A 23,811-nucleotide genomic window follows, 5' to 3' on the forward strand; every position below is an offset into this window, starting at 1 on the left:
CCCAGAAACTACCCCTTAGTAGGTCTTTCTTCGCCAGAGTTCCGATGCCTACGGTGCCTGCATGACCTACACCGACGGTTTCGGCTACTCCGAGTACACCGCGGACAAGCGCGGCGCGGAAGCCTCACGACAGCCCGGATTCGCCCGCCTGCTGGGCGACTGCGCCCGGATGGCCCCGCACTGGGCGGTCCCGGCGGGCCCCCGGCCGGTCCGCGTGGCCCCTTCGCAGATCCACGGGATCAGTGTCCCGCCGGCCTCGGCGCGGCTGATCGCCGCCACGTCCGTGTACGGGGACCAGTAGGAGGGAACCGGTTTCGCTCCCGCTCCGTCACACCCGCATCAGGTACGACGGGACCGGTGAAGGAGCGATGCGGTGACCAGCGAAGGACCCGACGACACAACACGCGGCACACGGCGGCGGCCCGCCTGGGCCGTCGGCTCGATCGCGGCCGCCGTCCTGCTGGCGGGCGGCGGCACCGCGTACTGGGCGTCGACCGCCTACGGCGACGGTGGGCAGGGCCACCGTACGGGTGACAGCGCGGCCTCCGCGCCCCGCGACGCGGGAGACCCCTCGGGCCCGGGCATCGCGCCCGGGGAGCCCGACCCGTCCGGCGGCGGGGTGGTCTACCGGGCCGACGTGAAGCTTCCGGAGGCTCCGGCCGGTGCTCCCACCTACGCGCTGTCCGGCGAGGTCGCGCCGGCGGAGGTGGCCCGCCTCGCGGCGGCTCTGGGTCTGCCCGGCGAGCCGCGCCTGAGCGGGGACGTCTGGCTGGCCGGGGAGGCCGCCGACGGCTCCGGGCCCCGGCTCACGGTGGCCCGTACGGCGCCGGGGACGTGGAACTTCGCCCGCTTCCAGGCGCCGGGCAACGGCAACGGCGCCGGGGACGACTGCGTGCGCGGCAAGGACACCTGTGGCCCGGCCACCGTCCCGCAGGACCCGGGGGCGAGCGCGGGCGGCGGGGCCGAGACGGGCGCGCCTGTCTCGGAGGAGGCCGCCAAGGCCGCCGCAGCCCCCGTGCTGGCCGCCGCGGGGCTGGCGGAGGCCAAGCAGGACGCCCGGTCCCACCAGGGTTCGGTACGGGTGGTGGCCGCCGACCCGGTGGTCGGCGGGCTGCCCACGCAGGGCTGGGCCACGAAGATCAGCGTGGGCTCCGACGGCTCGGTGGTGGGGGGCAACGGAGAGCTGAAGGCACCGGCACGGGCGGCCGATCAGCAGGTGGTCGGGGCCGTGGAGGCGCTGGCCCGGCTGAACGCGAAGTCGGGCGGCCGGGAGGGCGACCCCGAGCCCAGCGGATGCGCGAGCGCGGTCCCGCTGGCGGCGGACACCGCGGTGTCGTCCACGGACGCGGTGCCGTGCAACCCGGAGCCGCGGCCGATGAAGCCGCCGCGGACGGAGACGGTGAAGGGCGCCGTGCTCGGGCTGGTCCCCGGCACGGTGAACGGGGCACAGGGTCTGGTTCCGGCCTGGCTCTTCGAGGTGGCGGGCCGGGACGGCGCGCCCGGGCACACGGTGGCCCAGCCGGCGGCGGCCGCCCAGGAGAGCACTCCCGGCCCGAAGGACATGCGCACGGTGACCGGATTCTCGTACGCGGAAGCCGACCGGAAGCTGACGGTGAACTTCTGGGGCAGCGTGTGCAGCACCTACGCCGTGGAGGCGCGGGAGCAGGCGGAATCGGTCCTGGTGAAGATCACGGACACCCCGAACAAGCCGGGCGGGGCCTGCATCATGCTGGCGCAGGACATGTCCTTGACCGTGCAGCTGCAGCAGCCGCTGGGTGACCGGAAGGTGATCGACGCGGCCACGGGCAAGCCGCTCCCCCGGCAGTAGCCGCGGTCCCGGGTATGCACGAGGGCCCGCCCCCGGTCGGATGCGACCGGGGGCGGGCCCTCGTGGGTGTTCAGGCTTAGCTGAACGAGTCGCCGCAGGCGCAGGAGCCCGTGGCGTTGGGGTTGTCGATCGTGAAGCCCTGCTTCTCGATGGTGTCGACGAAGTCGATGGAGGCACCGTGGAGGTACGGGGAGCTCATCCGGTCCGTGACGACCTTCACACCGTCGAAGTCCTTCACGACGTCGCCGTCGAGGGAGCGCTCGTCGAAGAAGAGCTGGTAGCGCAGGCCGGAGCAGCCACCGGGCTGGACGGCGACGCGGAGCGCCAGGTCATCGCGGCCTTCCTGCTCCAGCAGGGTCCTGACCTTCTCGGCGGCGGCGTCGGACAGGAGGATGCCGTCGCTCACAGTGGTCTTGTCGTCCTGTACGGACATCTGCATTCACTCCCGAAGTGGGCGGCTCCCCGCCGGGGGCGGGGAAACGTCGGACTCTTGCCGTCGGTGGCAACGAGCGGGACCGCGGATTCATTCCGGGACCCGACGCTTGTTTCAGATATTCCATGCTCGCACACCGCGCGAGGGGGTGGACCCGGCGAATCGTGGGCTGATGCGTCACATTGACACTATCGGCATCGTCAAACTGACGTGAAGCGGTTATGATAGATAACGTCAAATAGACGAAAAGTCGAAGTGATGATCCAAGTGATGATCCAGAAGTCCCTTGTCGCAGAACAGAAAGGGTGCGTGTCGTGACCACCGCCCAGCCGTTGGACGTCCAGCCGACGCCCCTTGCCCTGCTGCTGCTCGGCCGTGAGGCCGACCCCAAGAGCGAGCGCGGGGTGGAGTGCCCCGGCGACCTGCCCTCGCCGTCGGACCCGGACCTCGTGGCGCGTGCCCGCGCGGCCAAGGAGAAGCTCGGGGACAAGGTCTTCATCCTGGGCCACCACTACCAGCGTGACGAGGTCATCGAGTTCGCGGACGTCACCGGCGACTCCTTCAAGCTGGCCAAGGACGCGGCCGCCAAGCCGGAGGCCGAGTACATCGTCTTCTGCGGCGTGCACTTCATGGCCGAGTCCGCGGACATCCTGACCTCGGACGACCAGAAGGTGGTCCTGCCGGACCTGGCCGCCGGCTGCTCGATGGCCGACATGGCCACCGCCGAGCAGGTCGCGGAGTGCTGGGACGTGCTGACCGAGGCCGGCGTGGCCGGGGCGACGGTCCCCGTCTCGTACATGAACTCCTCCGCCGACATCAAGGCCTTCACCGGCAAGCACGGCGGCACGATCTGCACCTCGTCCAACGCGAAGAAGGCCCTGGAGTGGGCGTTCGAGCAGGGCGAGAAGATCCTCTTCCTCCCGGACCAGCACCTGGGCCGCAACACCGCCGTCCGCGACATGGGCATGTCCCTGGACGACTGCGTGCTCTACAACCCGCACAAGCCGAACGGCGGCCTCACCGTCGAGCAGCTGCGGAACGCCAAGATGATCCTGTGGCGCGGGCACTGCTCGGTGCACGGCCGGTTCTCGGTCGACTCGGTCAACGACGTCCGCGCCCGGATCCCCGGCGTGAACGTCCTGGTCCACCCCGAGTGCAAGCACGAGGTCGTGGCGGCCGCGGACTACGTCGGCTCGACGGAGTACATCATCAAGGCGCTGGAGGCGGCCCCGGCCGGTTCCAAGTGGGCCATCGGCACCGAGCTGAACCTGGTCCGCCGTCTGGCGAACCGATTCGCCGCGGAGGACAAGGAGGTCGTCTTCCTCGACAAGACGGTCTGCTTCTGCTCGACGATGAACCGCATCGACCTCCCGCACCTGGTGTGGACCCTGGAGTCCCTGGCCGAGGGCAACCTCGTCAACCGGATCCAGGTCGACAAGGAGACCGAGAGCTTCGCGAAGCTCGCGCTGGAGCGGATGCTGGCGCTCCCGTAGCCGCTCCTCCCCCGCACACGCCCGAAGGGCCGCCCCTCGATCCGAGGAGCGGCCCTTCGGCCTTGGTGCGACGGGTGTCAGGCCTTGGCCGGGACCTCGTCCTGCGCGCCGGAGGGGGCCGGGACCACCGTCAGGCGTGCCTCCCGCTTCGCCGCACGCTTGGCGCGGCGGCGCTCCTTGCGGAGCTCGACCATCGTGTAGAGGGTCGGCACGAGCAGCAGCGTCAGCAGGGTGGAGCTGACCAGGCCGCCGATCACCACGACCGCGAGCGGCTGCGAGATGAAGCCGCCCTCGCCGGTGACGCCCAGCGCCATCGGGAGCAGCGCGAAGATCGTCGCCAGGGCCGTCATCAGGATCGGGCGCAGCCGGTGCCGGCCGCCCTCGACGACCGCTTCCACGACGCCGAGGCCCTGGGCGCGGTACTGGTTGACCAGGTCGATCAGGACGATCGCGTTGGTCACCACGATGCCGATGAGCATCAGCATGCCGATCATCGCCGGGACGCCCATCGGGGTGCCGGTGGCGATGAGCAGGCCGAGCGCGCCGGTGGCCGCGAAGGGGATGGAGACCAGCAGGATCAGCGGCTGGACCAGCGACCGGAAGGTCGCGACCAGCAGCATGAACACGATCGCGATGGCCGCGAGCATGGCCAGGCCGAGCGAGCCGAAGGCCTCGTCCTGGTCCTCGGAGACGCCGCCGATGGACGCGGTGGCGCCCTCCGGCAGGTCCAGGGCCTTGAGCTTGGTCTGCAGCTCGGCGCTGACCGCGCCGGTGTTGTCGCCGAGCGGCCGTGCGGTGATGGTGGCGGCGCGGGCGCCGTCGATCCGGGTCATCGCGACCGGGCCGGGGACCTCCTTGACCTCGGCGATGTCGCCGAGCCTGGCCGGGCCGACCGGGAGCGCCTGCAGTTCGGCCAGGGTGGTGGCCGGCTGCGCGGACCTGATGACGATGTCCCGCTCGGTGTCGTCGAGTACGGCCTTGCCCGCCGGGTTGCCCCGGACGGCCTGCGCGACGATCGCGCCGAGCGCGGCCTGGTCCAGGCCGGCCGCGGCCGCCTTGGGGGTCGCGGTCACGGAGATGCGGGGCACGGACTGGGACAGGTCGCTCTGCACGTCGGCGACGTCCTTGAGCTTGGCGACCTCGGCGCGGACCTGCTCGGCGGCCTCGGCGAGGACCTTGCCGTCGCCGGCCTTGACGACCACGCTGAGGTTCTGGTTGCCGAAGCCGTCGCCCGCCACGATGCGGGTCTCGCCGATGCCGTCGAGGGCGGCCAGCTTGCCCTCGATGCCCTTCTTGACGGCGTCGGCCTTGCCGGAGTCCTTCAGGCTGACCTGGTACGAGGCCTGGTTGGAGCCCGTACCGCCGCCGAAGGCCGCGAGGAAGCCGGAGGAGCCGACGGTGACCTGGTAGCTCTTGACCCCGTCGACCGAGGCCAGCGCCTTCTCGATCTTGCGGCTCGCCTCGTCGGAGGCGGCCAGCGAGGTGCCGGGGGCGAGTTCCTGCTTGACCGTCAGGACCTCCTGCTCGCCCTGGTCGAAGAAGTTGGTCTTCAGCAGCGGGGTCATCCCGAGGGTGGCGATCAGGACGACCACCGCGATGGCGACACTGGTCACCCGGCGCCGCGTGGCGAAGCCGAGGACGCGGACGTAGAAGAGCTGGAGGCGGCTGCGCGCCTCCTTCTCCTCGGCCTCGCGGCGGGCCTTGGCCGCGCTCTCGGCGTTCCCGGGCTCGACGCCCTTGGGCGCGCTCAGGAACCAGTACGAGAGCACCGGTACGACCGTCAGCGAGACGAGCAGCGAGGCCAGCAGGGCCGCGGTGACGGTGAGGGAGAAGGAGCCGAAGAGCTCGCCGATCATGCCGCTGGTGAGGCCGATCGGCAGGAAGACGGCGACGGTGGTGAGGGTGGAGGAGGTGACCGCGCCGGCGACCTCCTTGACCGCGGTGATGATCGCGGCCTCGCGCTCCTCGCCGTAGCCGAGGTGGCGCTTGATGTTCTCCAGGACCACGATCGAGTCGTCGACCACGCGGCCGATGGCGATGGTGAGGGCGCCCAGGGTCAGCATGTTGAGCGACAGGTCGCGGGTCCACAGCACGATGAGCGCGAGGACGACGGACAGCGGGATGGAGACCGCCGTGACCAGCGTCGAGCGCAGCGAGGCCAGGAAGACCAGGATCACGATCACCGCGAAGAGCAGGCCGAGCATGCCTTCGGTGGTGAGGCTGGAGATGGACTTGGCGACGGCCGGGCCCTGGTCGCTGACGACGGTCAGGTCGGCGCCGGCGCCGAGCGCGGTGCGCAGCTCGGGCAGCTTGTCCTTGACCGCGTCGGAGATGGCGACGGCGCTGCCGTCCTTGTCCATGGTGAGGACGAGGGCGAGGCTGGGCTTGCCGTTGGTGCGGGTGATGGAGACGGCCTTGGCCGGCTCCTGCTTGACGGTGGCGACGTCGCCGAGGCGGACGGCCGGCTTGCCCGGGCCGGGGGTCAGGCGCAGCTCTTCCACCTGGGCGAGGGAGGTGAAGCCGTTGCCCACGCGGACGGTGCGGTTCTTGCCGGCCTCGTCGAAGGAGCCCGCGGGGACGGACGCGCCGCCCGCCTGGAGGCCCTGGGCGAGGGAGGCGCCGTCGAGGCCGGCGGCCGCGAGCTTGGCGTTGTCGGGGGTGACGGTGACCTGGAGGTCCTGGACGCCGTCGACGGTGACCTGGCCGACGCCCTCGATGTCCGAGAGGACGGGGACGACGGAACGTTCCAGCTGGTCGGCGAGCGCCTGCTGGTCCTTGTCGGCGGTGACGGCCAGGATGACCGTCGGGATGTCGTCGGTGGAACCGGCCACGACCTGCGGGTCCACGTCGGCGGGCAGCCGGACGCGGGCCCGGTTGACGGCCTGCTGGACGTCGGCGACGAGCTGCTTGGTGCCGCTGTCCCCGTAGTCGAAGGTGGCCATGATGAGGGCGTTGCCCTCGCTGGCGGTCGAGGTGATGCCGGTGATGCCGTCGACACCCTTGAGCATGGCCTCGATCGGTTCGACGACCTGCTTCTCGACCACGTCGGGCGAGGCGCCCTGGTACGGCGCGAGCACGGACACCATCGGCAGTTCGATGGAGGGCAGCAGCTGCTGCTTGAGCTGCGGGATGGCTATGGCGCCGAAGAGGAGCGCGACGATCGACACGAGGCCGACCAGGGCCCTTTGGGCCAGGCTGAAGCGGGACAGCCAGGACATGGGTATGAGATCTCTCTGCAGTGACGAACGCGAGGGCACTCCTACCCTGTCGCACCGGGGTGGTGCGTTTCGTCGCTCGCAGGTGCCGTCCTTATGTGCGGCATACCGCGTCTGGAGTACGTCGTTCGGTGCGGCGCTACTCCGCGCGTGGGCGGACCAGTCCCGATTCGTAGGCAATAACCACCAATTGGGCCCGGTCGCGGGCGCCGAGCTTGGCCATGGCCCGGTTCACGTGGGTCTTGACGGTCAGCGGGCTGACCTCCAGCCGCCCGGCGATCCCGTCGTTCGAGAGGCCGGCCGCGACGTGTACGAGGACCTCGCGCTCCCGGACGGTCAGCGCGGCGAGCCGCTGCGCGTGCGCCCCGGCCGAGGCCCCGGTGGCGGCCGGGTCGGCGCCGCCGCCCTGGGCGAGGAAGGTGGCGATGAGCCCTTTGGTGGCGGCCGGGGAGAGCAGCGCCTCGCCGGCCGCGGCGACGCGGATCGCGTTGAGCAGTTCCTCGGGCTCGGCCCCCTTGCCGAGGAAGCCGGAGGCGCCGGCCCGCAGGGCCGAGACCACGTACTCGTCGACCTCGAAGGTCGTCAGCATCACCACGCGCACGCCGGCGAGTTCCGGGTCCGCGCTGATCATGCGGGTGGCGGCGAGCCCGTCGGTGCCGGGCATCCGGATGTCCATGAGGACGACGTCGGGGCGCGTGCGGCGGGCGAGTTCGAAGGCCTGCGCCCCGTCGGAGGCCTCCCCGACGACCTCCATGTCGGGCTCGGAGTCGACGAGCACCTTGAAGGCGCTGCGCAGCAGCGCCTGGTCGTCGGCGAGCAGCACCCTGACGGGCGCGGCGGAGGGCAGGTCCGTCGCATGTTGGTCCACGGTGTGAGCGTACGCGGGCCCGCGGTCCGCGCTCAGCCCAGGGCGAGGACGATCAGGGCGGTGGTCGCCGCGACCTCGGCGAGGGCGCCGAAGACATCGCCGGTGACCCCGTCGAAGCGGCGTACGCAGCGGCGGAGCAGCAGCTCCGCGGCGAGCAGGGCGGCCAGGACCGCCGCCGCGCTCCGGCCGGCGGCGGGCAGGCCCAGCGGGAGTGCGGCGGCCGCGGCCAGGGCGACGGTGAGCACGGCGAGCAGGGCGGCGGCGCGGCGCGGGACCACCCCGGCGACGGCGGCACCGAGCCCCCCGGGGCGGGCGGCCGGGACGCCTTCCCGGCAGGCCAGGGTCATGGCGAGGCGGGCCGCGACGGCCGCGACCACGGCGGCGAGGGCGCCGCGGATCCAGCTGTCGGCGTAGATGTCGGACAGGGCGGCCACCTGCAGGAGCAGCACGAGCACCAGGGCCACGACGCCGAAGGGGCCGATGTCGGACTGCTTCATGATCCGCAGGGCCTCGTCGGCGGGTTTGGCGCTGCCGAGGCCGTCGGCGGTGTCGGCGAGGCCGTCGAGGTGCAGTGCGCGGGTGAGCGCGGCCGGCACGGCGACGGTGAGGGTCGCGGCGAGCAGCGGGCCCCCGCCGAGCAGCAGCGCGAGCGCTCCGGGCAGGGCCGCGAGCACGCCGACGACCAGCCCGGCGAGCGGAGCGCAGGCCATTCCGGTGCGGGCGGCGGGGCGGTCCCAGCGGGTGATGCGGGCGGGCAGCACGGTGAGGGTGCCGAACGCGAAACGGAGGCCGTCGGGGAACGAGGCGCGTTCCGGGGGCGGCGTCTGGGGCGGGCCGTCGTACGAATCTCTCATCGGCGGGAACGGTACCCGCTCCACGCGGGCGGTAAATTACCCATTACATGCCAAACAGGGAGTCAGTGGGATGGGTCACTGGTGGTATCGGAACATTGTCGAACCGGGGAAGCTGCCGCTCCTGCTCGCCCTGCTCTCCTTCGTGATGTCGTTCCTGGTCACCCGTGTGATCACCCGGATGATCCGGGCCGGCCGGGGCCCCTTCAAGAACGTCACCCCGGGCGGTCTGCACATCCACCACGTGGTGCCGGGCGTGATCCTCGTGATCATCGGCGGCTTCGGCGCGGTCGGCAGCGGCCGGTACGGCTTCGGCGCGTACGCCTCCGCCGTGATCTTCGGCCTGGGCGCGGGCCTGGTCCTGGACGAGTTCGCGCTCATCCTGCACCTCGACGACGTCTACTGGAGCGAGCAGGGCCGCAAGAGCGTGGAGCTCGTGGTGATCACGGCCGCCGTCGTGGCCCTGGTCATCGGCGGTTTCGTGCCCTTCGGGGTGAACGACCTGTCGACCGAGGAGCGCCAGAGCCGCGGCCTGGTCGTCATGAACGGGGCCACCAACTTCTGCCTCGCCCTGGTCGCCCTGTGGAAGGGCAAGGCCCGCACCGCGCTCTTCGGCGTGGTCGTGCCCTTCGTGGCGCTGGTCGGCGCGATCCGGCTGGCCCGGCCCGGATCCCCGTACGCGAAGAGGTTCTACGCGAACCGGCCGCGCGCCCGGGCCAAGGCCGGGCTGCGCGCCTTCCACCACGACCGGCGCTGGGCGAGTCCGCGCCGCAGGTTCGAGAACTTCATCGGCGGGACCCCGGACCCGAACCCCGTCCCCCTGGAGAAGCCGCCGCAGCACTGACGACGGCGGCGGGCCCTCCCCTGCCCGGGGGGCCCGCCGCCGTGCCGTCGGTGTGCCCGGCCCCGCACCGGCACGGGACCGGCCCGGGAGCCGGCCCGGGGATCAGCCCGGGATCAGCCCGTCGTCGCTGAGCATCTCCCTGACCTCTTCCAGGGCGGCGTCAGCACCGGGGAGGATCAGCTCGGACGGCTCCAGAGCGTCGTCCGGGAGCGGCGTGCCGAGCCGTCGCACGGCGTCGAGCAGTGCGCCCAGCGTCCGCCGGAAACCCTCCTCGTCACCGCCCTCCAGCTCGGCGAGCAGTTCGTCGTCCAGCTTGTTGAGCTCGGGGAAGTGGCTGTCGGCCACCTCCACCTGGCCTTCCCCCATGATGCGGACAATCATGACGGGCCCCGTCCTACTGCTTGTCGAACCGGTGCGGGGTCTGCGACTGCTGCCCGTTGCCCTGCGCACCGCCCTCGATGGCCTGCTGCTGGGCGGCCGGGCCGCCCGCCAGCTCGGCCTTCATGCGCTGGAGCTCCAGCTCCACGTCCGTACCGCCCGAGAGGCGGTCCAGCTCGGCCTGGATGTCGTCCTTGGAGCCGAGGCCGCTCTGGTCGTCGAGCGCACCGGAGGCCAGCAGCTCGTCGATGGCGCCGGCGCGGGCCTGCAGCTGGGCGGTCTTGTCCTCGGCCCGCTGGATGGCCAGGCCGACGTCGCTCATCTCCTCGGAGATGCCGGAGAAGGACTCCGCGATCCGCGTCTGCGCCTGGGCCGCCGTGTACGTGGCCTTGATGGTCTCCTTCTTCGTGCGGAAGGCGTCCACCTTGGCCTGGAGCCGCTGGGCGGCCAGCGTCAGCTTCTCCTCCTCGCCCTGCAGGGTCTGGTGCTGCACCTCCAGGTCGCTGACCTGCTGCTGGAGCGAGGCGCGCCGCGAGAGGGCCTCACGGGCCAGGTCCTCGCGGCCCAGGGCGAGGGCCTTGCGGCCCTGGTCCTCCAGCTTGGCGGACTGCCCCTGGAGCTGGTTCAGCTGCAGCTCCAGGCGCTTGCGGGAGGTCGCCACGTCGGCGACCCCACGACGCACCTTCTGCAGCAGCTCCAGCTGCTTCTGGTACGAGTAGTCGAGGGTTTCGCGCGGGTCCTCGGCCCGGTCAAGGGCCTTGTTCGCCTTCGCGCGGAAGATCATCCCCATACGCTTCATGACACCGCTCATGGGCTTCGCGCGCCCCCTTCTAGACGGACTGTGCTCCAGGTCACCGACAGAACCCACAGTACGGGCCCTGTCTCCATTACCGCACTGTTCGAGTACGGATGCGCTCCTCCTCCAGGACGACTACGCCCGCGCCCCATCAGGCGTAAGGAGTAGGTGATCCCAGGAGGACGGGCCCACCGCACGCACCGTGCATGGGGAAGGACGCCCGCCGTTGCCGGATCGTTCCCCAGCGGGGTGGGGCCCGTGGCCGCAACCACGTAGGCTTGGGTTTTGTGTTTGGTAGCCGCTCCTCCAAGGAAGAGAAGGCCGCCGCCACCGACAAGGTGAGCGCCGACCTCTCGCAGCCCCGTGACCCGCAGGCCCCGAAGGGCCGCCCTACGCCGAAGCGTGCTGTGGCCCAGTCGCAGCGCAAGGCCGTGGTGGCCTCGACCGGCAACCGCAAGGAGGACGCCAAGCGAGCCCGCGAGCGTCGCCGTACCGAGATGGCCAAGCAGCGCGAAGCGCTGGCCAACGGCGACGAGCGTTACCTGCCGACCCGTGACAAGGGTCCCGTCCGCCGGTTCGTCCGCGACTACGTGGACTCCCGCTACTCGGTCGCCGAGATGTTCCTGCCCCTGGCGGTGATCATCCTGGTGCTGAGCATGGTGCGCCAGCCCTCGATCCAGACCATCGCGCTGACGCTGTGGCTCGTCGTGATCGTCCTGATCCTGCTCGACTCCATCGGCCTGTGGTTCCGCCTGCGCAAGGCGCTGACCACGCGCTTCCCGGACGAGCCCCGCCGCGGCGCCATCGCCTACGGCCTCATGCGCACCCTCCAGATGCGCCGGCTCCGTCTCCCGAAGCCGCAGGTCAAGCGCGGGGAACGGCCCTGAGCGGAGGGACGCCCGGCGCGTCGGGGGAAGGCTTCGCCGAGGGGGCACGCCTGTGGCTCGAGGGCCTGGGCGGACTGCGCAACGCGGTCCGGCAGGAGCTCGTGGGCCGACAGGTCGACGAACAGATCGCGCAGCGCTTCCCGGTCGGGCAGCGGCTGCGGGTGCTCGACGTCGGCATGGGCCAGGGCACGCAGGCACTGCGGCTGGCCCGCGCTGGGCACAAGGTGACGGGCCTGGAACAGGATTCCGGCATGCTCGACATCGCCCGTGAGGCGCTGGCCGCCGAGCCCGAGGGAATCCGTGACCGGGTGACCCTGCTGGAGGGGGACGGGCGCGAGACCGGCGCCCACTTCCTGCCGGGCAGTTTCGACGTGGTGCTGTGCCACGGGGTGCTGATGTACGTGCCCGAACCGGACGCCATGCTGGCCGGGCTGGCCCGGATGCTGGCCCCGGGCGGACTGCTGTCCCTGCTGGTGCGCAACGGCGACGCGCTCGCCATGCGGCCGGGGCTGGGCGGTGACTGGAAGGGCGCGCTGGACGCGTTCGACTCCACCGAGTACACGAACCGGCTGGGCCTGGACGTCCGCGCGGACCGGCTGGCCGGACTGACCGCGACCCTGTCGGGGATCGGTGCGCCGCTGCAGTCCTGGTACGGCGTCCGCGTCTTCACCGACGGCACCGAGGCGGGCGAAGTCCTGCCGCCCGACGAGGAGCTGGAGCGGCTGCTGGCCGCCGAGGACCGCGCCGGCCGGACCGACCCCTACCGGGGTGTGGCGGCGCTGCTGCACCTGTGCGGGGTACGGGGCTAGGGCCCGTACGAGACGTGCGCGGGCGAGGGGCGGGCCGGAGGGAAAACCTCCGGCCCGCCCCTCGCTCGACTGCGGCAGGGCCTACGCGTCGAGCGCGGCGCGCAGGCTCATCGTGTAGAGCTCGGTCCCGGCGTCGTCGGACAGCTTCACCTGCTCGACGCCGCCTTCCAGCAGGTCCTTCCAGTACTCGCCGATCCAGGACTCCGCGTCCCCCTGCGTGGTGAACTCCTCGGGTACCACCGACGGGCTCGTCTCGGTGCCGTCGGCCGTCTCGAACCGCCACGTCCACGCCATGTCCGCCTCCGTTGCTCGCACACTTCCTAGCCTGAGTGTGCCCGCAGAGTAACCGGGCGCGCAGCAGTCTCGGCGACGCGGGAGGATCATCCTGTGGAACTCACTCTGCTCGGCACCGGAACACCCGAAGGCCTGCCCCGTCCCGGCTGCCCCTGCGCGGCCTGCGCCGTCTCCGTCGGCTCGCGTTCGCGCGCCGCCACGGCCGTCCTCGTCGACGGGGCGCTGCTGCTGGACCTGACGCCCGGGGCAGTGCTGGCGGGCGCCCGGGCCGGGCATTCGCTGGCCGGTGTGCGGCAGGTGCTGCTGACCCATCCGCACGACGGGCCCGCCGTCGAGCTGCCGCCCGGGCTGCCGGCCGCCGGGCGGGTGCCGGACGGGCGGGAGCTCGCGGTGATCTCCGGGCACCGGGTGCGGGCGGTGCCGATGGACGCGCCGGGCACCGGGTACGAGGTGACCGGCCCGGACGGGGCCCGGCTGCTGTACCTGCCGCCGGGCGGGGCCCCGGCCGGGCTCGCCGACCGGGCCGGGCGGCGCCCGTACGACATGGTCCTGATGGACGTACTGGGCCGGCCCGAGGCGCTGGCCCGGCTGCGGGCGAGCGGCGCCGTCGGCCCGGCGACGGACGTGATCGCCGTCCACCTGGACCACGACACCCCGCCGGGCCGGGAGCTGGAGCGCCGGTGCGCGGCGGCCGGGGCCCGGGCGGTGCCGGACGGCACGACCGTGATCGTCGGGGAGTACCGCGCGGTGCCGGACCTGCCGCGCCGGACCCTGGTGCTGGGCGGGGCCCGTTCCGGCAAGTCCGTGGAGGCGGAGCGGCGGCTGGAGTCCTTCCCGGAAGTGGTCTACGTGGCCACCTCCGGCACCCGGGACGGCGACGCGGAATGGGCCCAGCGCGTCGGCCTGCACCGGGAGCGGAGGCCGGGGAACTGGCGGACGGTGGAGACGTGCGAGCTGGCCGCGCTGCTGGCCGCCGACGGGCCGCCGCTGTTGATCGACTGCCTGGCGCTGTGGCTGACGGACGCGATGGACCGGGCCGGGGCGTGGGACGACGCGGTGTGGGCGGAGAGTGGCCGGCAGCAGCTGGCGGGGCGGACCGCCGAGCTGGTGGCGGCCGTGCGCGCGACCCGCCGCCCGGTGGTGCTGGTCAGCAACGAGGTGGGCTCGGGCGTCGTGCCGGCGACCGCCGCGGGACGGCGCTTCCGCGACGAGCTGGGCCGCCTGAACGCGGCCGTCGCGGGCGAGTGCGAGCACGTGCTCCTCGTCGTCGCGGGCCTGGTGACCGTACTGAAGGAATAGCCGGGGAGGGCATCGGAGCGGCAGGCCGGCCAGGAGTCCGACGACCGGTCACCGAAGGCCTGAGGGAGGGCCTTACCGGCTGTACTCTCTGGCAGATGAGCACGCTGAATCTCGACGACTTCTCCGATCTGATCGAGCGCCCCGACGGGGGCGTCCGGCGTGACGCCGAGGAACGCCGTGAGCGCCTCGCCGTCCCGCCCGGCGCGCTGGGCCGGCTCGACGAACTCGCCGAGTGGCTCGCCGCCGCGCAGGGTCGGGTTCCGGTCAAACCGATCGAGCGCCCGCGCGTGGTGCTGTTCGCCGCCGACCACGGGATCGCCGCCGAGGGCGTCTCCGCCCGGGCCGCGTCCACCGGCCACGAACTGGTGCGGGCGGTCCTCGACGGGGCGAGCCCCGTCGCCGTCCTGGCCGGCCGGTTCGGCGCCACCATACGGATCGTCGACGCCGGGCTCGACTGCGATCCCGAACTGCTCCCCGCGGACGTGGTCGGGCACCGGGTCCGGCGCGGCAGCGGCCGGATCGACGTGGAGGACGCGCTGACGGCCGAGGAGGCCGAGGCGGCCCTGCGGCTCGGGATGCGGATCGCCGACGAGGAGGCCGATTCCGGAACGGACCTGGTCGTCCTCGGTGACCTGAGCGTGGGCGGGACCACGGTCGCCGCGACCCTCGTCGCCGCCCTGTGCGGAACGGACGCCTCGGTGGTCACCGGCCGCGGCGGCCTGCCCATCGACGACCTGGCCTGGATGCGCAAGTGCGCGGCGATCCGCGACGCGCTGCGCCGGGCCCGTCCGGTCCTGGGCGACCAGGTGGCGCTGCTGGCCGCGGTCGGCGGTGCGGACGTGGCCGCCATCACCGGATTCCTCCTCCAGTGTGCGGTGCGCCGTACGCCGGTCATCCTTGACGGTGTCGTTTCGGCGGCCTGTGGGCTGGTGGCCCAGCGGGCCGCGTTCCGGGCTCCGGACTGGTGGCTGGCCGGACAGGCCAGCGGCGAGCCGGGCCAGGCGAAGGCACTTGACCGAATGGCGCTCAACCCCGTGCTCGATCACGGCGTCACAGTAGGTGAAGGTACCGGGGCACTGCTGGCCCTCCCCCTCGTCCAGGCGGCCGCCGCACTCGCGGCGGAACTCCCGGAGCGGGCGGTGGAGGAGCCGACGGAATGAGCCGCCGGGGCCCCCGGTCCTGACCCGGCCGAGGCCCCCGACTGCGCGATGACGGACAGTTGCGCCCCATATGATCGCTTTTTATGGGAGAGGTCCGTTTGACCAGCGCAGAGACCGACCGCACCGCCGCACCGGCGACCGGTCCGTCAGCCGGCAGGAAAGAGACCGGCGGCGACCCCGTCGGCCGGGCGGCGGGGAGCGGCCGGGAGACCGGCCGGGGGAGCGCCCGTTCGCGGCGCGCCGCCGCGTTCGCGGTGTGGTACCTGCGCGCCGTCACCTTCATCAACTTCCTCAGCGCGGTGTGGGTTTCGCTCGGGCAGGACCTCAGGCGCCACAACATCGAGGACTTCTACACCCCCTACATGCTCACCGCGGGGTTCGCCTCCGGGCTGTTCACGCTGCTGCTCGCCGTCACCCTCGGCCGCCGCAAGCGGGCCTCCTGGATCCTCAACCTCGTCCTCAGCGGCATGCTGGCGCTGCTGCTCGCCTACGCGCTCTCCACGCACGAGGAGATCCGCGAGCACGCGCAGAACTGGGTCTCCCTGGTCCTGACCGCCGCCTTCACGGGGGCCCTGCTGCTGGGCCGCCACGAGTTCTACGCCAAGGGCGACCGCTCCAACCCGACGCTCGCCAGCGCCGTCGCCGCCGTCGGCCTGCTGCTCACCTCGCTGGTCGCGGCCCTGCTCGTCGGCGCCACCAACACCTCCCCGATCAGCGCCGAGGCCTCCTTCCCGGAGCGCTGGTGGTACGGCGTGATGCGGCTGATCACCCTGACGCCCGGTGAACGCGCCTCCGAGGCGATCACCACGCCCGGCTGGGTGGACGTCTTCATCAACGTCATGTCGATGCTGCTGCTGCTCGCCGTGCTGTTCGCCGCCTTCCGCTCGCGCCGCGCCGTCGACCCGATCAGCGAGGAGGACGAGGAGCGGCTGCGAGCCCTGCTGGCCCGCCAGGGCGACCGCGACTCGCTCGGCTACTTCGCGCTGCGCCGCGAGAAGTCCGTCATCTGGTCCCCCACCGGCAAGGCCGCCGTCACCTACCGCGTCGTCGGCGGGGTCTCCCTGGCCTCCGGCGACCCGATCGGCGACCCCGAGGCCTGGCCGGGCGCCATCGATCCGTGGCTGGCCGAGGCCCGCGAGCACGGCTGGGTGCCGGCCGTGATGGGGGCGAGCGAGGAAGCCGGGCAGATCTACGCCCGGCACGGCCTGGACGCCCTGGAACTCGGTGACGAAGCGATCGTCGAGACCGCCGAGTTCACCCTGGAGGGCCGCGCGATGCGGACCGTCCGGCAGGCCTTCAACCGCGTCAAGCGGGCCGGGTACACCGTCCGCATCCGCCGCCACGACGACATCCCGGCCGACGAGATGGCCGAGCTGGTGCGCCGCGCCGACGACTGGCGCGACGGCGCCACCGAGCGCGGCTTCTCCATGGCGCTGGGCCGGCTGGGCGACCCCGCCGACGGGCAGTGCGTGATGCTGGAGTGCACCGACGGCAACGGCGAACTGCGGGCCGTGCTGTCCTTCGTACCGTGGGGGCCCAAGGGTCTGTCGCTGGACCTGATGCGCCGCGACCGGGATTCCGAGAACGGCCTGATGGAGTTCATGGTCATCGAACTCCTCGAACGCTCCAAGGAGATCGGGGTCACCCAGGTCTCCCTCAACTTCGCGATGTTCCGGTCCGTCTTCGAGCGCGGGTCCCGGCTCGGCGCGGGTCCGGTGCTGCGGATGTGGCGCTCGCTGCTCAGCTTCTTCTCCCGCTGGTGGCAGATCGAGTCCCTCTACCGGGCCAACGCCAAATACCGGCCGATCTGGGAACCGCGGTTCATGCTCTTCGAGAAGAGTTCGGACCTGCTGCGGATCGGTGTCGCGGCCGGCCGGGCCGAGGGCTTCCTGGAGGCTCCCGGCCTTCCGAAGTGGCTGCACCGCAGACACCTGGAGACCCGCCGTTGACAGCGTGGAACACCTCCTCACTCCGGCGGTTCGCCCGCCGTGAGTGGGGACCCCTGTTCTGGACCGTCCGGGACGCGCTCGTGCGCGACAGGTGGCGGGCGATCCCGATGACCATCGGCGCGGTCTGTCTGACCTCGGTCTTCCAGATCGTGCAGAACACCTCCTGGGGGTTCCAGCCGGTCCAGGACCTCGGATCGGTCAAAGCCGCCGACCCGCTCGCCCTGGCCCTCGTGCGCACCCCGCTGTCCCTGTTCGTCCCCGCCCTGGACCTGCCGGTGTGGGGGGCGCTCGCCCAGATCCTGCTCGTCTTCGGCATCGCAGAGATCTGCATCGGCTGGTGGCGCACCCTGCTGATCGGCTACGTCGCCACCCTCGCCGGGACCACGTACGCGCGGATCGGGCTCGCGCTCGGGCCGGAACATCCCCTCGGTCTGCCCGTGTCCGACCGGATCGTCAACGACACCGGGCCCTCGGCGGCGGTGGTGGGGCTGGCCATCTACGTGTGCTGGCGCTACCGGGCGTACCTGACCGGCGCCCTGGTGATCCTGGCGATGATCGGCGAAGTGCTGGTCAAGGACAACCTGGCGGGCAAGGAACACCTGGCGGCCATCACCGCCGTCATGGCGGTGTGCGTGCTGCGGGCGCACTGGGGGCCGGTGCGGTCCCGCGTCGCGGTCGGGCCCCACCCTCCGCCGTAGGGGGCGCCGGCGGACGAGGCCGTACCGTATCCGGGTGACGACAGACCTCGGGCGGTTCGCCCCCACCCGGCAGTGGATGCGGGCCCATCCGCTCGCCACCGATGCCGTGCTGGCGTTCGGGGCGTTCGTCGCCATGGTCGTCGGCTCCTTCGCCGATCCGCACGGGGCGCACGGACCCACCTTCGGGACGCGAACCCCGGAGCCGTTCTCGCTGCTGCTGATGCTGCTCGGCGCGGCCGCCCTGGTGTTCCGGCGCCGGCAGCCGCGCGCCGTGCTCGCCGTGACCTGCGGGCTGTCCCTGCTGGAGCTGACCACCGGGGAGCCGCGGGCGCCCGTCGCCATGTGCACGGTGATCGCCCTGTACACGGTGGCCGCCCACACCGACCGGCCGACGACCTGGCGGATCGGGCTGCTCACCATGGCGGGGCTGACGGGCGTGGCCATGCTCGCCGGGCCGCTGCCCTGGTACGCCCAGGAGAACATCGGGATCTTCGCCTGGACCGGGATGGCCGCGGCCGCCGGGGACGCCGTGCGCAGCCGGCGTGCCTTCGTCGACGCCATCCGGGAACGGGCCGAGCGCGCGGAGCGGACCCGGGACGAGGAGGCCCGGCGGCGGGTCGCCGAGGAGCGGCTGCGGATCGCCCGGGACCTGCACGACGTGGTGGCCCATCACATCGCCCTGGTGAACGTGCAGGCGGGCGTGGCCGCGCACGTCATGGACAAGCGGCCGGACCAGGCGAAGGAGGCGCTGGCGCACGTACGGGACGCCAGCCGGTCGGCGCTGAACGAGCTGCGGGCCACGGTCGGACTGCTGCGGCAGTCCGGCGACCCGGAGGCTCCGACGGAGCCCGCGCCGGGGCTCGGCGTCCTGGACGAGCTGGTGGACACCTTCCGGCACGCCGGGCTGCCGGTGGAGGTCATCGTCCAGGTGGACGGCGAGCCGGGGGTGCTGCCGGCGGCGGTGGACCTGGCGGCGTACCGGGTGATCCAGGAAGCGCTGACGAACGTCCGCAAGCACGCGGGTCCGGGGGCGAGGGCGGAGGTCAGCGTGGTCCGGGTCGGGCCGTCGGTGGAGGTGACCGTCCTCGACGACGGCGGCGAGGGCCCCGAGCCCGCCCCGGAAGCGGCCGACCCGGGCGGCGGCCACGGCCTCCTCGGAATGCGGGAGCGCACCGGCGCGCTGGGCGGCACCTGCTTCGCGGGCCCCCGCTACGGCGGCGGCTACCGAGTCCACGCCATCCTCCCCCTGGGGTAGCGCAACTTCAGCCTCGGCCGGCCAAGTCCAGCCTCGCCGGCGAGGCTGAAATCGGCTCCGCCTGAAGATGGCGGCAGGGTGGGGCCGGTCCCGGGCTGGAACTGCCGGCGAGGCTACGGGCAGGTTTGGCGCCACGCGTCCAAGTCGTACCGTTTCTGCATCGAGCTCAGCTTCGCCGCACGGGCCCGCGGGCACCAGCGGTTCGGCTTGCCCTCGTACTCCACGTGGAACACCGCCTTGCCCGCCTCGATGAACGGCACGTACCGGTCGCACTCCTCGTACTCCATGCACTGCTCGTTCACCGCGAAGTCGAAGTCGCCCACCAGCTCCGGGATCTGGTCCAGGTCGTTCTTCAGCCCCACCGACATGCCCCGCTCGTGCGCCATCCTGGCGATCAGCCGGTTGTACTTCAGCTGGTCGTCCGCGGTCAGCGGGAAGCCGGACCGGTTGGCGTAGCCGTCCATGTTGTCGGGCTCCACCGCGTCGAAGCCCTTCGCCTTGCACATGTCGAACCGCTTGCCCATCAGCGGTTCCAGTTCCGCCAGGCGCCGGATGTCCAGCCAGCGTTCGCCGTCCCAGCCGTTGCCCTGGCCCAGCAGCGCCTTCGGGAAGGCTCCGGCGTCCGGGCGGAAGTCCTCCCAGGCGCCGGTGGAGATGTAGCAGATGGTCTTGCGACCGGCCCTCTTCAGCGTGGCCAGCTGTTCCTTGGTGGTGTTGAACCCGTCGACGTCGTACACGGCCGCCTTCACCGAGGTGTCCAGCCTGCCCGTGAGCTGCCACTGCCAGCCGACCCCCGGCTCGGGCCGCCAGAGCTGCCCCGGCGGTGGGTCCGGGGACAGTGCGTCCGGTTCCGGTTCCGGTTCCGACGTGCACGCCGCGAGCAGCAGCAGGGGCACCACCAGCAGGGCTGCGAGCTTCCTCATCCCGTCGCCTCCAGCTCGTACGGCAGGGTCCCCCAGGGGTGCGCGCCGCTGCCCGGGACGGCGCAGTGCACCCCGGCCCCGCGTTCGGCGGCCAGTTCCTCGGCGCGCCGGGCGGCGAACGGGCCCGGCGGGACGGCGTAGACGAGGTGGCAGAACCGCGCGGCCGGGTGGTCGGCGGTCCACTGCGGTGTGGGTTCCGCGTCCCGGTAGGCGTCCCAGGGGCCCTCGAAGGTGACGAGCAGGTCGGCGAGTTCGGCGTAGCCGGGGTGCGGGTGGACCCCGTGGTTGAGGACGAGGGTACGGGCCCCCGCGGCCCGGGCGGCGACCGCGAGCCGCCCGTAGTGCGGGAGCAGTTCCGGGTCGGCGGAGGCCTGGTCGAGGAAGGCCCCGTCGGTGGCGTACCAGTCGCGGTGGCGCAGCAGGTCCTGCACCACGTCGGCGTGCGGGCGCCGCCCGTAGTCGGTGTCGGCGTACCCGAGGACGGGTACGCCGGCCTCGCGCAGCCGTTCTGCGACGACGGCGAACCGTTCGTCGCGGGCGGCACCCGGTCCGCTGTCGGGGTTGAGGACCACCGAGTGCAGCCGGCCGGCGGAGCGGATGAGCCGCTCCCAGGCTTCCGGCCGGTCGGCGGGATGCTCGTAGAGGGGCACCAGCAGCATGGGGTCCTTCTTTTCGGTCATCGGTGGGCGGTCGCACGGCCGAGCAGCAGGCAGACCAGGGTGGCCAGTACGGTGGCGGCGGCGCCCGCGACGACCAGCTGTACGGCCCGGGGCTGGCCGAGCCCGGTCAGCAGGGCCAGGCTCTGGGCGACGGCTGCCGAGGAGCAGACCACGGCCGCGGGCCGGACCGCCCCGAAGGACTGCAGGAGCAGCCCGGTCCACATGACGGCCCCGAGCAGCAGCAGGGTCGCGATCCGGACTCCGGTGAGGACCGGGGCGCCGGGCCAGAGCAGGGTGCCGGTCAGCCCGAGGGCCAGCAGGACGGTCAGGTAGACGGCGAGGCACCGGGTCAGCGTGGAGAGCATCCTCCTGCGGAAGGCCCGGGGCGAGCGGGCTCCCCGGAGTCCGGAGAGGGTGCCGCTGCGGAACCGGTGGAGCAGCCATTCGGCCGGGCCCATGCTGAGGGTGAGGGCCACTGCGGAGGGGGCGGCGACCGCCTCGGCGGGGCCTCCGGCGAGGACTTCCCCGAGGGCGGCGTACAGCACGAGCAGGCCGGTGCCGAGGCCGAAGACCCCGTAGGGGACCGAGTCCCCGATCCGGGGTCCGCGGGGTGCGAAGTCCTCCTCGGCGCCGCGCAGCATCTGCCAGCGCACGGGGCCGTGGCCCGGCCTGCGGGACGCGGAGGCGCGGATCCGGCGTACGGCGGACCGCAGTCCGGCGCGCAGCGGGAGTTCCCGCAGGGCCAGGGTGCAGGCGGCCAGCAGGGACACCACGAGCAGGGTCACCCGGACCGGCACGGGCAGGTCGACGAAGAGCGAGAGCACTGCTCCGACGGTCATCGGGGCGAGTGCGGTGAGCAGGACCCGTTCCCGGCCGAGGACCAGCAGGACGGTGGCGGCCCCGACGTAGAAGGCCTGTCCGGCGGCGAAGGCGTAGGAGAACGGGGGGCCGCCGGGGACCGCGAGTGCGGCGGCGGTGCCCAGCAGGGCGCCGACGGGGGCGCCGACGAGCAGGGTCCGCCCGGCGGCGCGCCGGTCGCCGAGGCCGAGCCAGGAGTAGGCCCGGTGGGACAGGGTCTGGTCCCAGACCCAGCCGATGAGCGCGCCGGCGAGCAGGGTCAGGGTTCCGGCGGGCAGGCCGAGGCGGTCCTGGGGTCCTTCGAGCAGGGGTGCGCCGAGCAGGTAGGCGAGGCCGGGCAGGGCGAAGATCACCCCGCGCAGCAGGCAGGCGGTGAGGGAGACCTTCCAGGGGTCGGGGGCGGCGCCCGGCTCCGGGAAGGAGCGGGGCACCCGGGCGTAGAGCTCCTCGGCGAGTGCGAAGGAGTCGCGGCGGCCGTAGGTGAGCCGGATGTACTCGTCCGTCATGCCGTCGGATTCGAGGATGGCGGCGATCTCGTCGGGGTGGACGGCGGAGGCGATGAACACGTCGAGGCGTTCGGCGAGTTCGTCCATGGGGTCGGCGGCGGCGTCGGCGGCGGTGACGGCGGCGCCGGGGCCGTCGCGGCGCGGCCGCGGGACGGCCGGGAGCGTGTCGGATCCGGAACCGGGTCCGGAGCCGGGCGGCTTGAGCCAGAGGGATCCGCTCACCGCAGGCTCCCTTCGCCGGACTCCGTCTGGGGGTGCCCCATCGCCGCGAGTTCCCGGTACCAGGGATCGGCGAGCCGCTGGGTCCATGCGTCGTCGGCGTGGACGGGCAGGACGGGCTGGCCGGCGAGTTCGCGGTAGATGTGCCGGAAGCCGTCCACGGAGCGGTGGAGGGTGAACTTCTCCACGACCCGCTTGCGGGACATCCGGCCGAGCTCGGCCCGGCGTTCGTCGTCGCGGAGCAGGGCGAGGGTGGCCCGGGCCATGGTCTCGGGCTCGCGCGGCGGTACGACGAGGCCGGTGTCGCCGACGGCCTCGCGGACTCCGCCGACGTCGGTGGAGACGGTGGTGCGTCCGCAGGACATGGCCTCGATGATGCTGAAGGGGAAGCCTTCGCTGATGGAGGAGAGCATGACGATGCTGCCGGCCGCGTAGGCCTGGGCCACCTGCTCGATGCGGCCCTCGTAGGTGATCCCGTCGGTCACGCCGAGTTCGGCGGCGAGCTTCTCCAGGCGGAGCTTGTACTCCTCGCAGCCGGCCGGGACGGGTCCGAAGAGGCGCAGCCGCAGGGCGGGGAGCTCCGCGCGCATGAAGGCGTAGGCCCGGATGAGGGTTTCGAGGTCCTTGATCGGGTCGATGCGGCCGCACCAGCTGAGGGTGGGTACGTCCGGTTCGGGGCCGGCCTCGGGGAAGGCGTGCGGGTCGACGCCGTTGTAGACGGTGCGGATGCGGTCGGACTCGGCGCCTCCGCGTTCCTCCCAGCGGCGGTTGTACTGGTTGCACGGGGTGATCAGGTCGGCCTGCCGGTAGCCCTCGGTGTTGAGTTCGCGGTAGAAGCCGAGCATGAGCGCCTTGACGGGCCAGCGCTGGGCGGCGCTGCGGTAGCCGAGGTAGCGCTCGCGCAGGTAGATGCCGTGCTCGGTGAGCAGGAAGGGCACTCCGTCGAGGTATTTGGCGGCGAGCGCCGGGAGGGTGGCGAGGCCGCTGCTGACGGCGTGCGCGACGCTGTCGGGCGGGATCCGGACACCGAGCGGGCGCAGCGCGTGTTCCAGCAGGTCGGTGGCGGTGAGCGCGTCGTGGATGGTGGGCTCGGCCTCGGCGGTGACGAGCCCGGGCCGGGTCCACACGTCCATCAGCAGGCGCAGGACCGACTCGGAGCGCAGGGCCGGTGCGAGTTTTCCGGCGCGGGCGAGGACGGCCAGTTCGCGCAGGGCCTCGGAGAAGCTGTGCCGGGCGGGATCGGGCTCGGGGTCGAGCAGGGAGAGCAGGAAGCTCTCGTAGATCTGGGTGAAGCGGCGGTGGGCCCGGCCGCGCAGGGCCGACCGGCGGATGCGGGACGGCAGCGGTCCCCAGAGGGGGAAGGCGGTGTGCCGGTAGACGTTGCGGGGCAGTTCCCAGGTGACCGGCTCTCGTCCGGAGCCGGTCAGGGCTATGACGTTGAAGTCGACCTCCGGCATGCCTCGTACCAGTTGGTCGCACCAGGTGCTGACGCCGCCGTGGACGTGCGGATAGGTGCCTTCGGTGAGCATGGTGACGTGACGCCCATGACTCATGCGGTGTGTCCCCCCAGGACGGAAAAGGGGCCGGCG

At 72.6% G+C, this 23,811-nt stretch carries 22 protein-coding genes; 11 read left to right on the forward strand and 11 right to left on the reverse strand.

The genetic code is table 11. The features are described 5' to 3' along the window. Positions 1 to 61: 61 nt before the first annotated feature. Positions 62 to 301, forward strand: a complete 240-nt coding sequence (locus ACXNSR_RS11635; RefSeq protein WP_458641991.1) for a hypothetical protein — start codon at positions 62 to 64, stop codon at positions 299 to 301. Between the two features lie 72 nt (positions 302 to 373). Beyond that, positions 374 to 1,828 carry a hypothetical protein gene (locus ACXNSR_RS11640; protein ID WP_458641992.1) on the forward strand — a complete coding sequence of 485 codons (1,455 nt, stop codon included), beginning with the start codon at positions 374 to 376 and terminating at the stop codon, positions 1,826 to 1,828. Between the two features lie 76 nt (positions 1,829 to 1,904). Here the strand turns inward: ACXNSR_RS11640 and erpA are convergent, their stop codons facing one another. Further along, complete coding sequence (gene erpA / locus ACXNSR_RS11645; protein WP_030010511.1) at positions 1,905 to 2,261, reverse strand: iron-sulfur cluster insertion protein ErpA; 357 nt, start codon at positions 2,259 to 2,261, stop codon at positions 1,905 to 1,907. Positions 2,262 to 2,566: 305 nt separating this feature from the next. On the opposite strand from erpA, the gene nadA reads away from it, so the two are divergent. Next, positions 2,567 to 3,754, forward strand: coding sequence for a quinolinate synthase NadA (gene nadA / locus ACXNSR_RS11650; protein ID WP_458641993.1), 1,188 nt, complete (start codon positions 2,567 to 2,569; stop codon positions 3,752 to 3,754). A gap of 77 nt (positions 3,755 to 3,831) precedes the next feature. On the opposite strand, the gene ACXNSR_RS11655 is transcribed toward nadA, so the two are convergent. The 3 genes from ACXNSR_RS11655 to ACXNSR_RS11665 all read right to left on the reverse strand — a co-directional run bounded on the left by ACXNSR_RS11655 (position 3,832) and on the right by ACXNSR_RS11665 (position 8,691). Then, positions 3,832 to 6,972 (reverse strand): efflux RND transporter permease subunit, encoded by a 3,141-nt coding sequence (locus ACXNSR_RS11655; RefSeq protein WP_458641994.1) that lies wholly within the window; start codon positions 6,970 to 6,972, stop codon positions 3,832 to 3,834. A 136-nt stretch (positions 6,973 to 7,108) separates the two neighbouring features. Beyond that, positions 7,109 to 7,837 carry a response regulator gene (locus tag ACXNSR_RS11660; RefSeq protein WP_458641995.1) on the reverse strand — a complete coding sequence of 243 codons (729 nt, stop codon included), beginning with the start codon at positions 7,835 to 7,837 and terminating at the stop codon, positions 7,109 to 7,111. Between the two features lie 32 nt (positions 7,838 to 7,869). Beyond that, the gene (locus ACXNSR_RS11665; protein WP_458641996.1) at positions 7,870 to 8,691 is read right to left on the reverse strand and encodes an adenosylcobinamide-GDP ribazoletransferase; all 822 of its coding nucleotides are present in this window, start codon (positions 8,689 to 8,691) and stop codon (positions 7,870 to 7,872) included. 70 nt (positions 8,692 to 8,761) lie between these two features. Here ACXNSR_RS11665 and ACXNSR_RS11670 point away from each other — a divergent pair, with 70 nt between their 5' ends. Then, complete coding sequence (locus tag ACXNSR_RS11670; RefSeq protein WP_458641997.1) at positions 8,762 to 9,532, forward strand: hypothetical protein; 771 nt, start codon at positions 8,762 to 8,764, stop codon at positions 9,530 to 9,532. 102 nt (positions 9,533 to 9,634) lie between these two features. Here the strand turns inward: ACXNSR_RS11670 and pspAA are convergent, their stop codons facing one another. Together pspAA and ACXNSR_RS11680 are read right to left on the reverse strand one after the other, a co-directional pair. Then, positions 9,635 to 9,913, reverse strand: a complete 279-nt coding sequence (gene pspAA, locus ACXNSR_RS11675) for a PspA-associated protein PspAA (RefSeq protein ID WP_458641998.1) — start codon at positions 9,911 to 9,913, stop codon at positions 9,635 to 9,637. A 13-nt stretch (positions 9,914 to 9,926) separates the two neighbouring features. Then, positions 9,927 to 10,721 carry a PspA/IM30 family protein gene (locus ACXNSR_RS11680; RefSeq protein ID WP_458641999.1) on the reverse strand — a complete coding sequence of 265 codons (795 nt, stop codon included), beginning with the start codon at positions 10,719 to 10,721 and terminating at the stop codon, positions 9,927 to 9,929. Positions 10,722 to 10,984: 263 nt separating this feature from the next. Between ACXNSR_RS11680 and ACXNSR_RS11685 the strand changes: the two genes are divergently transcribed. Both ACXNSR_RS11685 and ACXNSR_RS11690 read left to right on the forward strand, forming a co-directional pair. Beyond that, complete coding sequence (locus ACXNSR_RS11685) at positions 10,985 to 11,593, forward strand: DUF3043 domain-containing protein (RefSeq protein ID WP_458642000.1); 609 nt, start codon at positions 10,985 to 10,987, stop codon at positions 11,591 to 11,593. Between the two features lie 50 nt (positions 11,594 to 11,643). Next, the gene (locus ACXNSR_RS11690) at positions 11,644 to 12,402 is read left to right on the forward strand and encodes a class I SAM-dependent methyltransferase (protein WP_458643275.1); all 759 of its coding nucleotides are present in this window, start codon (positions 11,644 to 11,646) and stop codon (positions 12,400 to 12,402) included. 81 nt (positions 12,403 to 12,483) lie between these two features. Here the strand turns inward: ACXNSR_RS11690 and ACXNSR_RS11695 are convergent, their stop codons facing one another. Continuing rightward, the gene (locus tag ACXNSR_RS11695; protein WP_030389078.1) at positions 12,484 to 12,696 is read right to left on the reverse strand and encodes a hypothetical protein; all 213 of its coding nucleotides are present in this window, start codon (positions 12,694 to 12,696) and stop codon (positions 12,484 to 12,486) included. Positions 12,697 to 12,789: 93 nt separating this feature from the next. Between ACXNSR_RS11695 and ACXNSR_RS11700 the strand changes: the two genes are divergently transcribed. The 5 genes from ACXNSR_RS11700 to ACXNSR_RS11720 all read left to right on the forward strand — a co-directional run bounded on the left by ACXNSR_RS11700 (position 12,790) and on the right by ACXNSR_RS11720 (position 19,057). Continuing rightward, on the forward strand, positions 12,790 to 13,995 hold the full coding sequence (locus ACXNSR_RS11700) for a bifunctional adenosylcobinamide kinase/adenosylcobinamide-phosphate guanylyltransferase (protein WP_458642001.1): 1,206 nt from the start codon (positions 12,790 to 12,792) through the stop codon (positions 13,993 to 13,995). Positions 13,996 to 14,090: 95 nt separating this feature from the next. After that, positions 14,091 to 15,155, forward strand: a complete 1,065-nt coding sequence (gene cobT / locus ACXNSR_RS11705; protein ID WP_458642002.1) for a nicotinate-nucleotide--dimethylbenzimidazole phosphoribosyltransferase — start codon at positions 14,091 to 14,093, stop codon at positions 15,153 to 15,155. Positions 15,156 to 15,238: 83 nt separating this feature from the next. Beyond that, positions 15,239 to 17,104, forward strand: coding sequence for a phosphatidylglycerol lysyltransferase domain-containing protein (locus ACXNSR_RS11710; RefSeq protein WP_458642003.1), 1,866 nt, complete (start codon positions 15,239 to 15,241; stop codon positions 17,102 to 17,104). Beyond that, complete coding sequence (locus tag ACXNSR_RS11715; RefSeq protein ID WP_458642004.1) at positions 17,101 to 17,802, forward strand: hypothetical protein; 702 nt, start codon at positions 17,101 to 17,103, stop codon at positions 17,800 to 17,802. Before ACXNSR_RS11710 ends, ACXNSR_RS11715 begins: the two co-directional genes overlap by 4 nt. A gap of 76 nt (positions 17,803 to 17,878) precedes the next feature. Beyond that, positions 17,879 to 19,057, forward strand: a complete 1,179-nt coding sequence (locus ACXNSR_RS11720) for a sensor histidine kinase (RefSeq protein WP_458643276.1) — start codon at positions 17,879 to 17,881, stop codon at positions 19,055 to 19,057. 113 nt (positions 19,058 to 19,170) lie between these two features. Here the strand turns inward: ACXNSR_RS11720 and ACXNSR_RS11725 are convergent, their stop codons facing one another. Genes ACXNSR_RS11725 through pelF form a run of 4 tightly spaced genes read right to left on the reverse strand, consistent with a single transcriptional unit; the run spans position 19,171 to position 23,775 of the window. Continuing rightward, entirely contained in the window at positions 19,171 to 19,980 is an 810-nt protein-coding gene (locus ACXNSR_RS11725) for an endo alpha-1,4 polygalactosaminidase (RefSeq protein WP_458642005.1), read from the reverse strand. Continuing rightward, positions 19,977 to 20,660: a spherulation-specific family 4 protein gene (locus ACXNSR_RS11730; protein ID WP_458642006.1), complete on the reverse strand. Its 684-nt coding sequence runs from the start codon at positions 20,658 to 20,660 to the stop codon at positions 19,977 to 19,979. Before ACXNSR_RS11730 ends, ACXNSR_RS11725 begins: the two co-directional genes overlap by 4 nt. Beyond that, positions 20,657 to 22,225 (reverse strand): hypothetical protein, encoded by a 1,569-nt coding sequence (locus ACXNSR_RS11735; protein WP_458642007.1) that lies wholly within the window; start codon positions 22,223 to 22,225, stop codon positions 20,657 to 20,659. Before ACXNSR_RS11735 ends, ACXNSR_RS11730 begins: the two co-directional genes overlap by 4 nt. Further along, positions 22,222 to 23,775 carry a GT4 family glycosyltransferase PelF gene (gene pelF, locus ACXNSR_RS11740; protein ID WP_458642008.1) on the reverse strand — a complete coding sequence of 518 codons (1,554 nt, stop codon included), beginning with the start codon at positions 23,773 to 23,775 and terminating at the stop codon, positions 22,222 to 22,224. Before pelF ends, ACXNSR_RS11735 begins: the two co-directional genes overlap by 4 nt. Positions 23,776 to 23,811 lie beyond the last annotated feature (36 nt).

The organism is Streptomyces sp. NC-S4 (genome assembly GCF_054353315.1).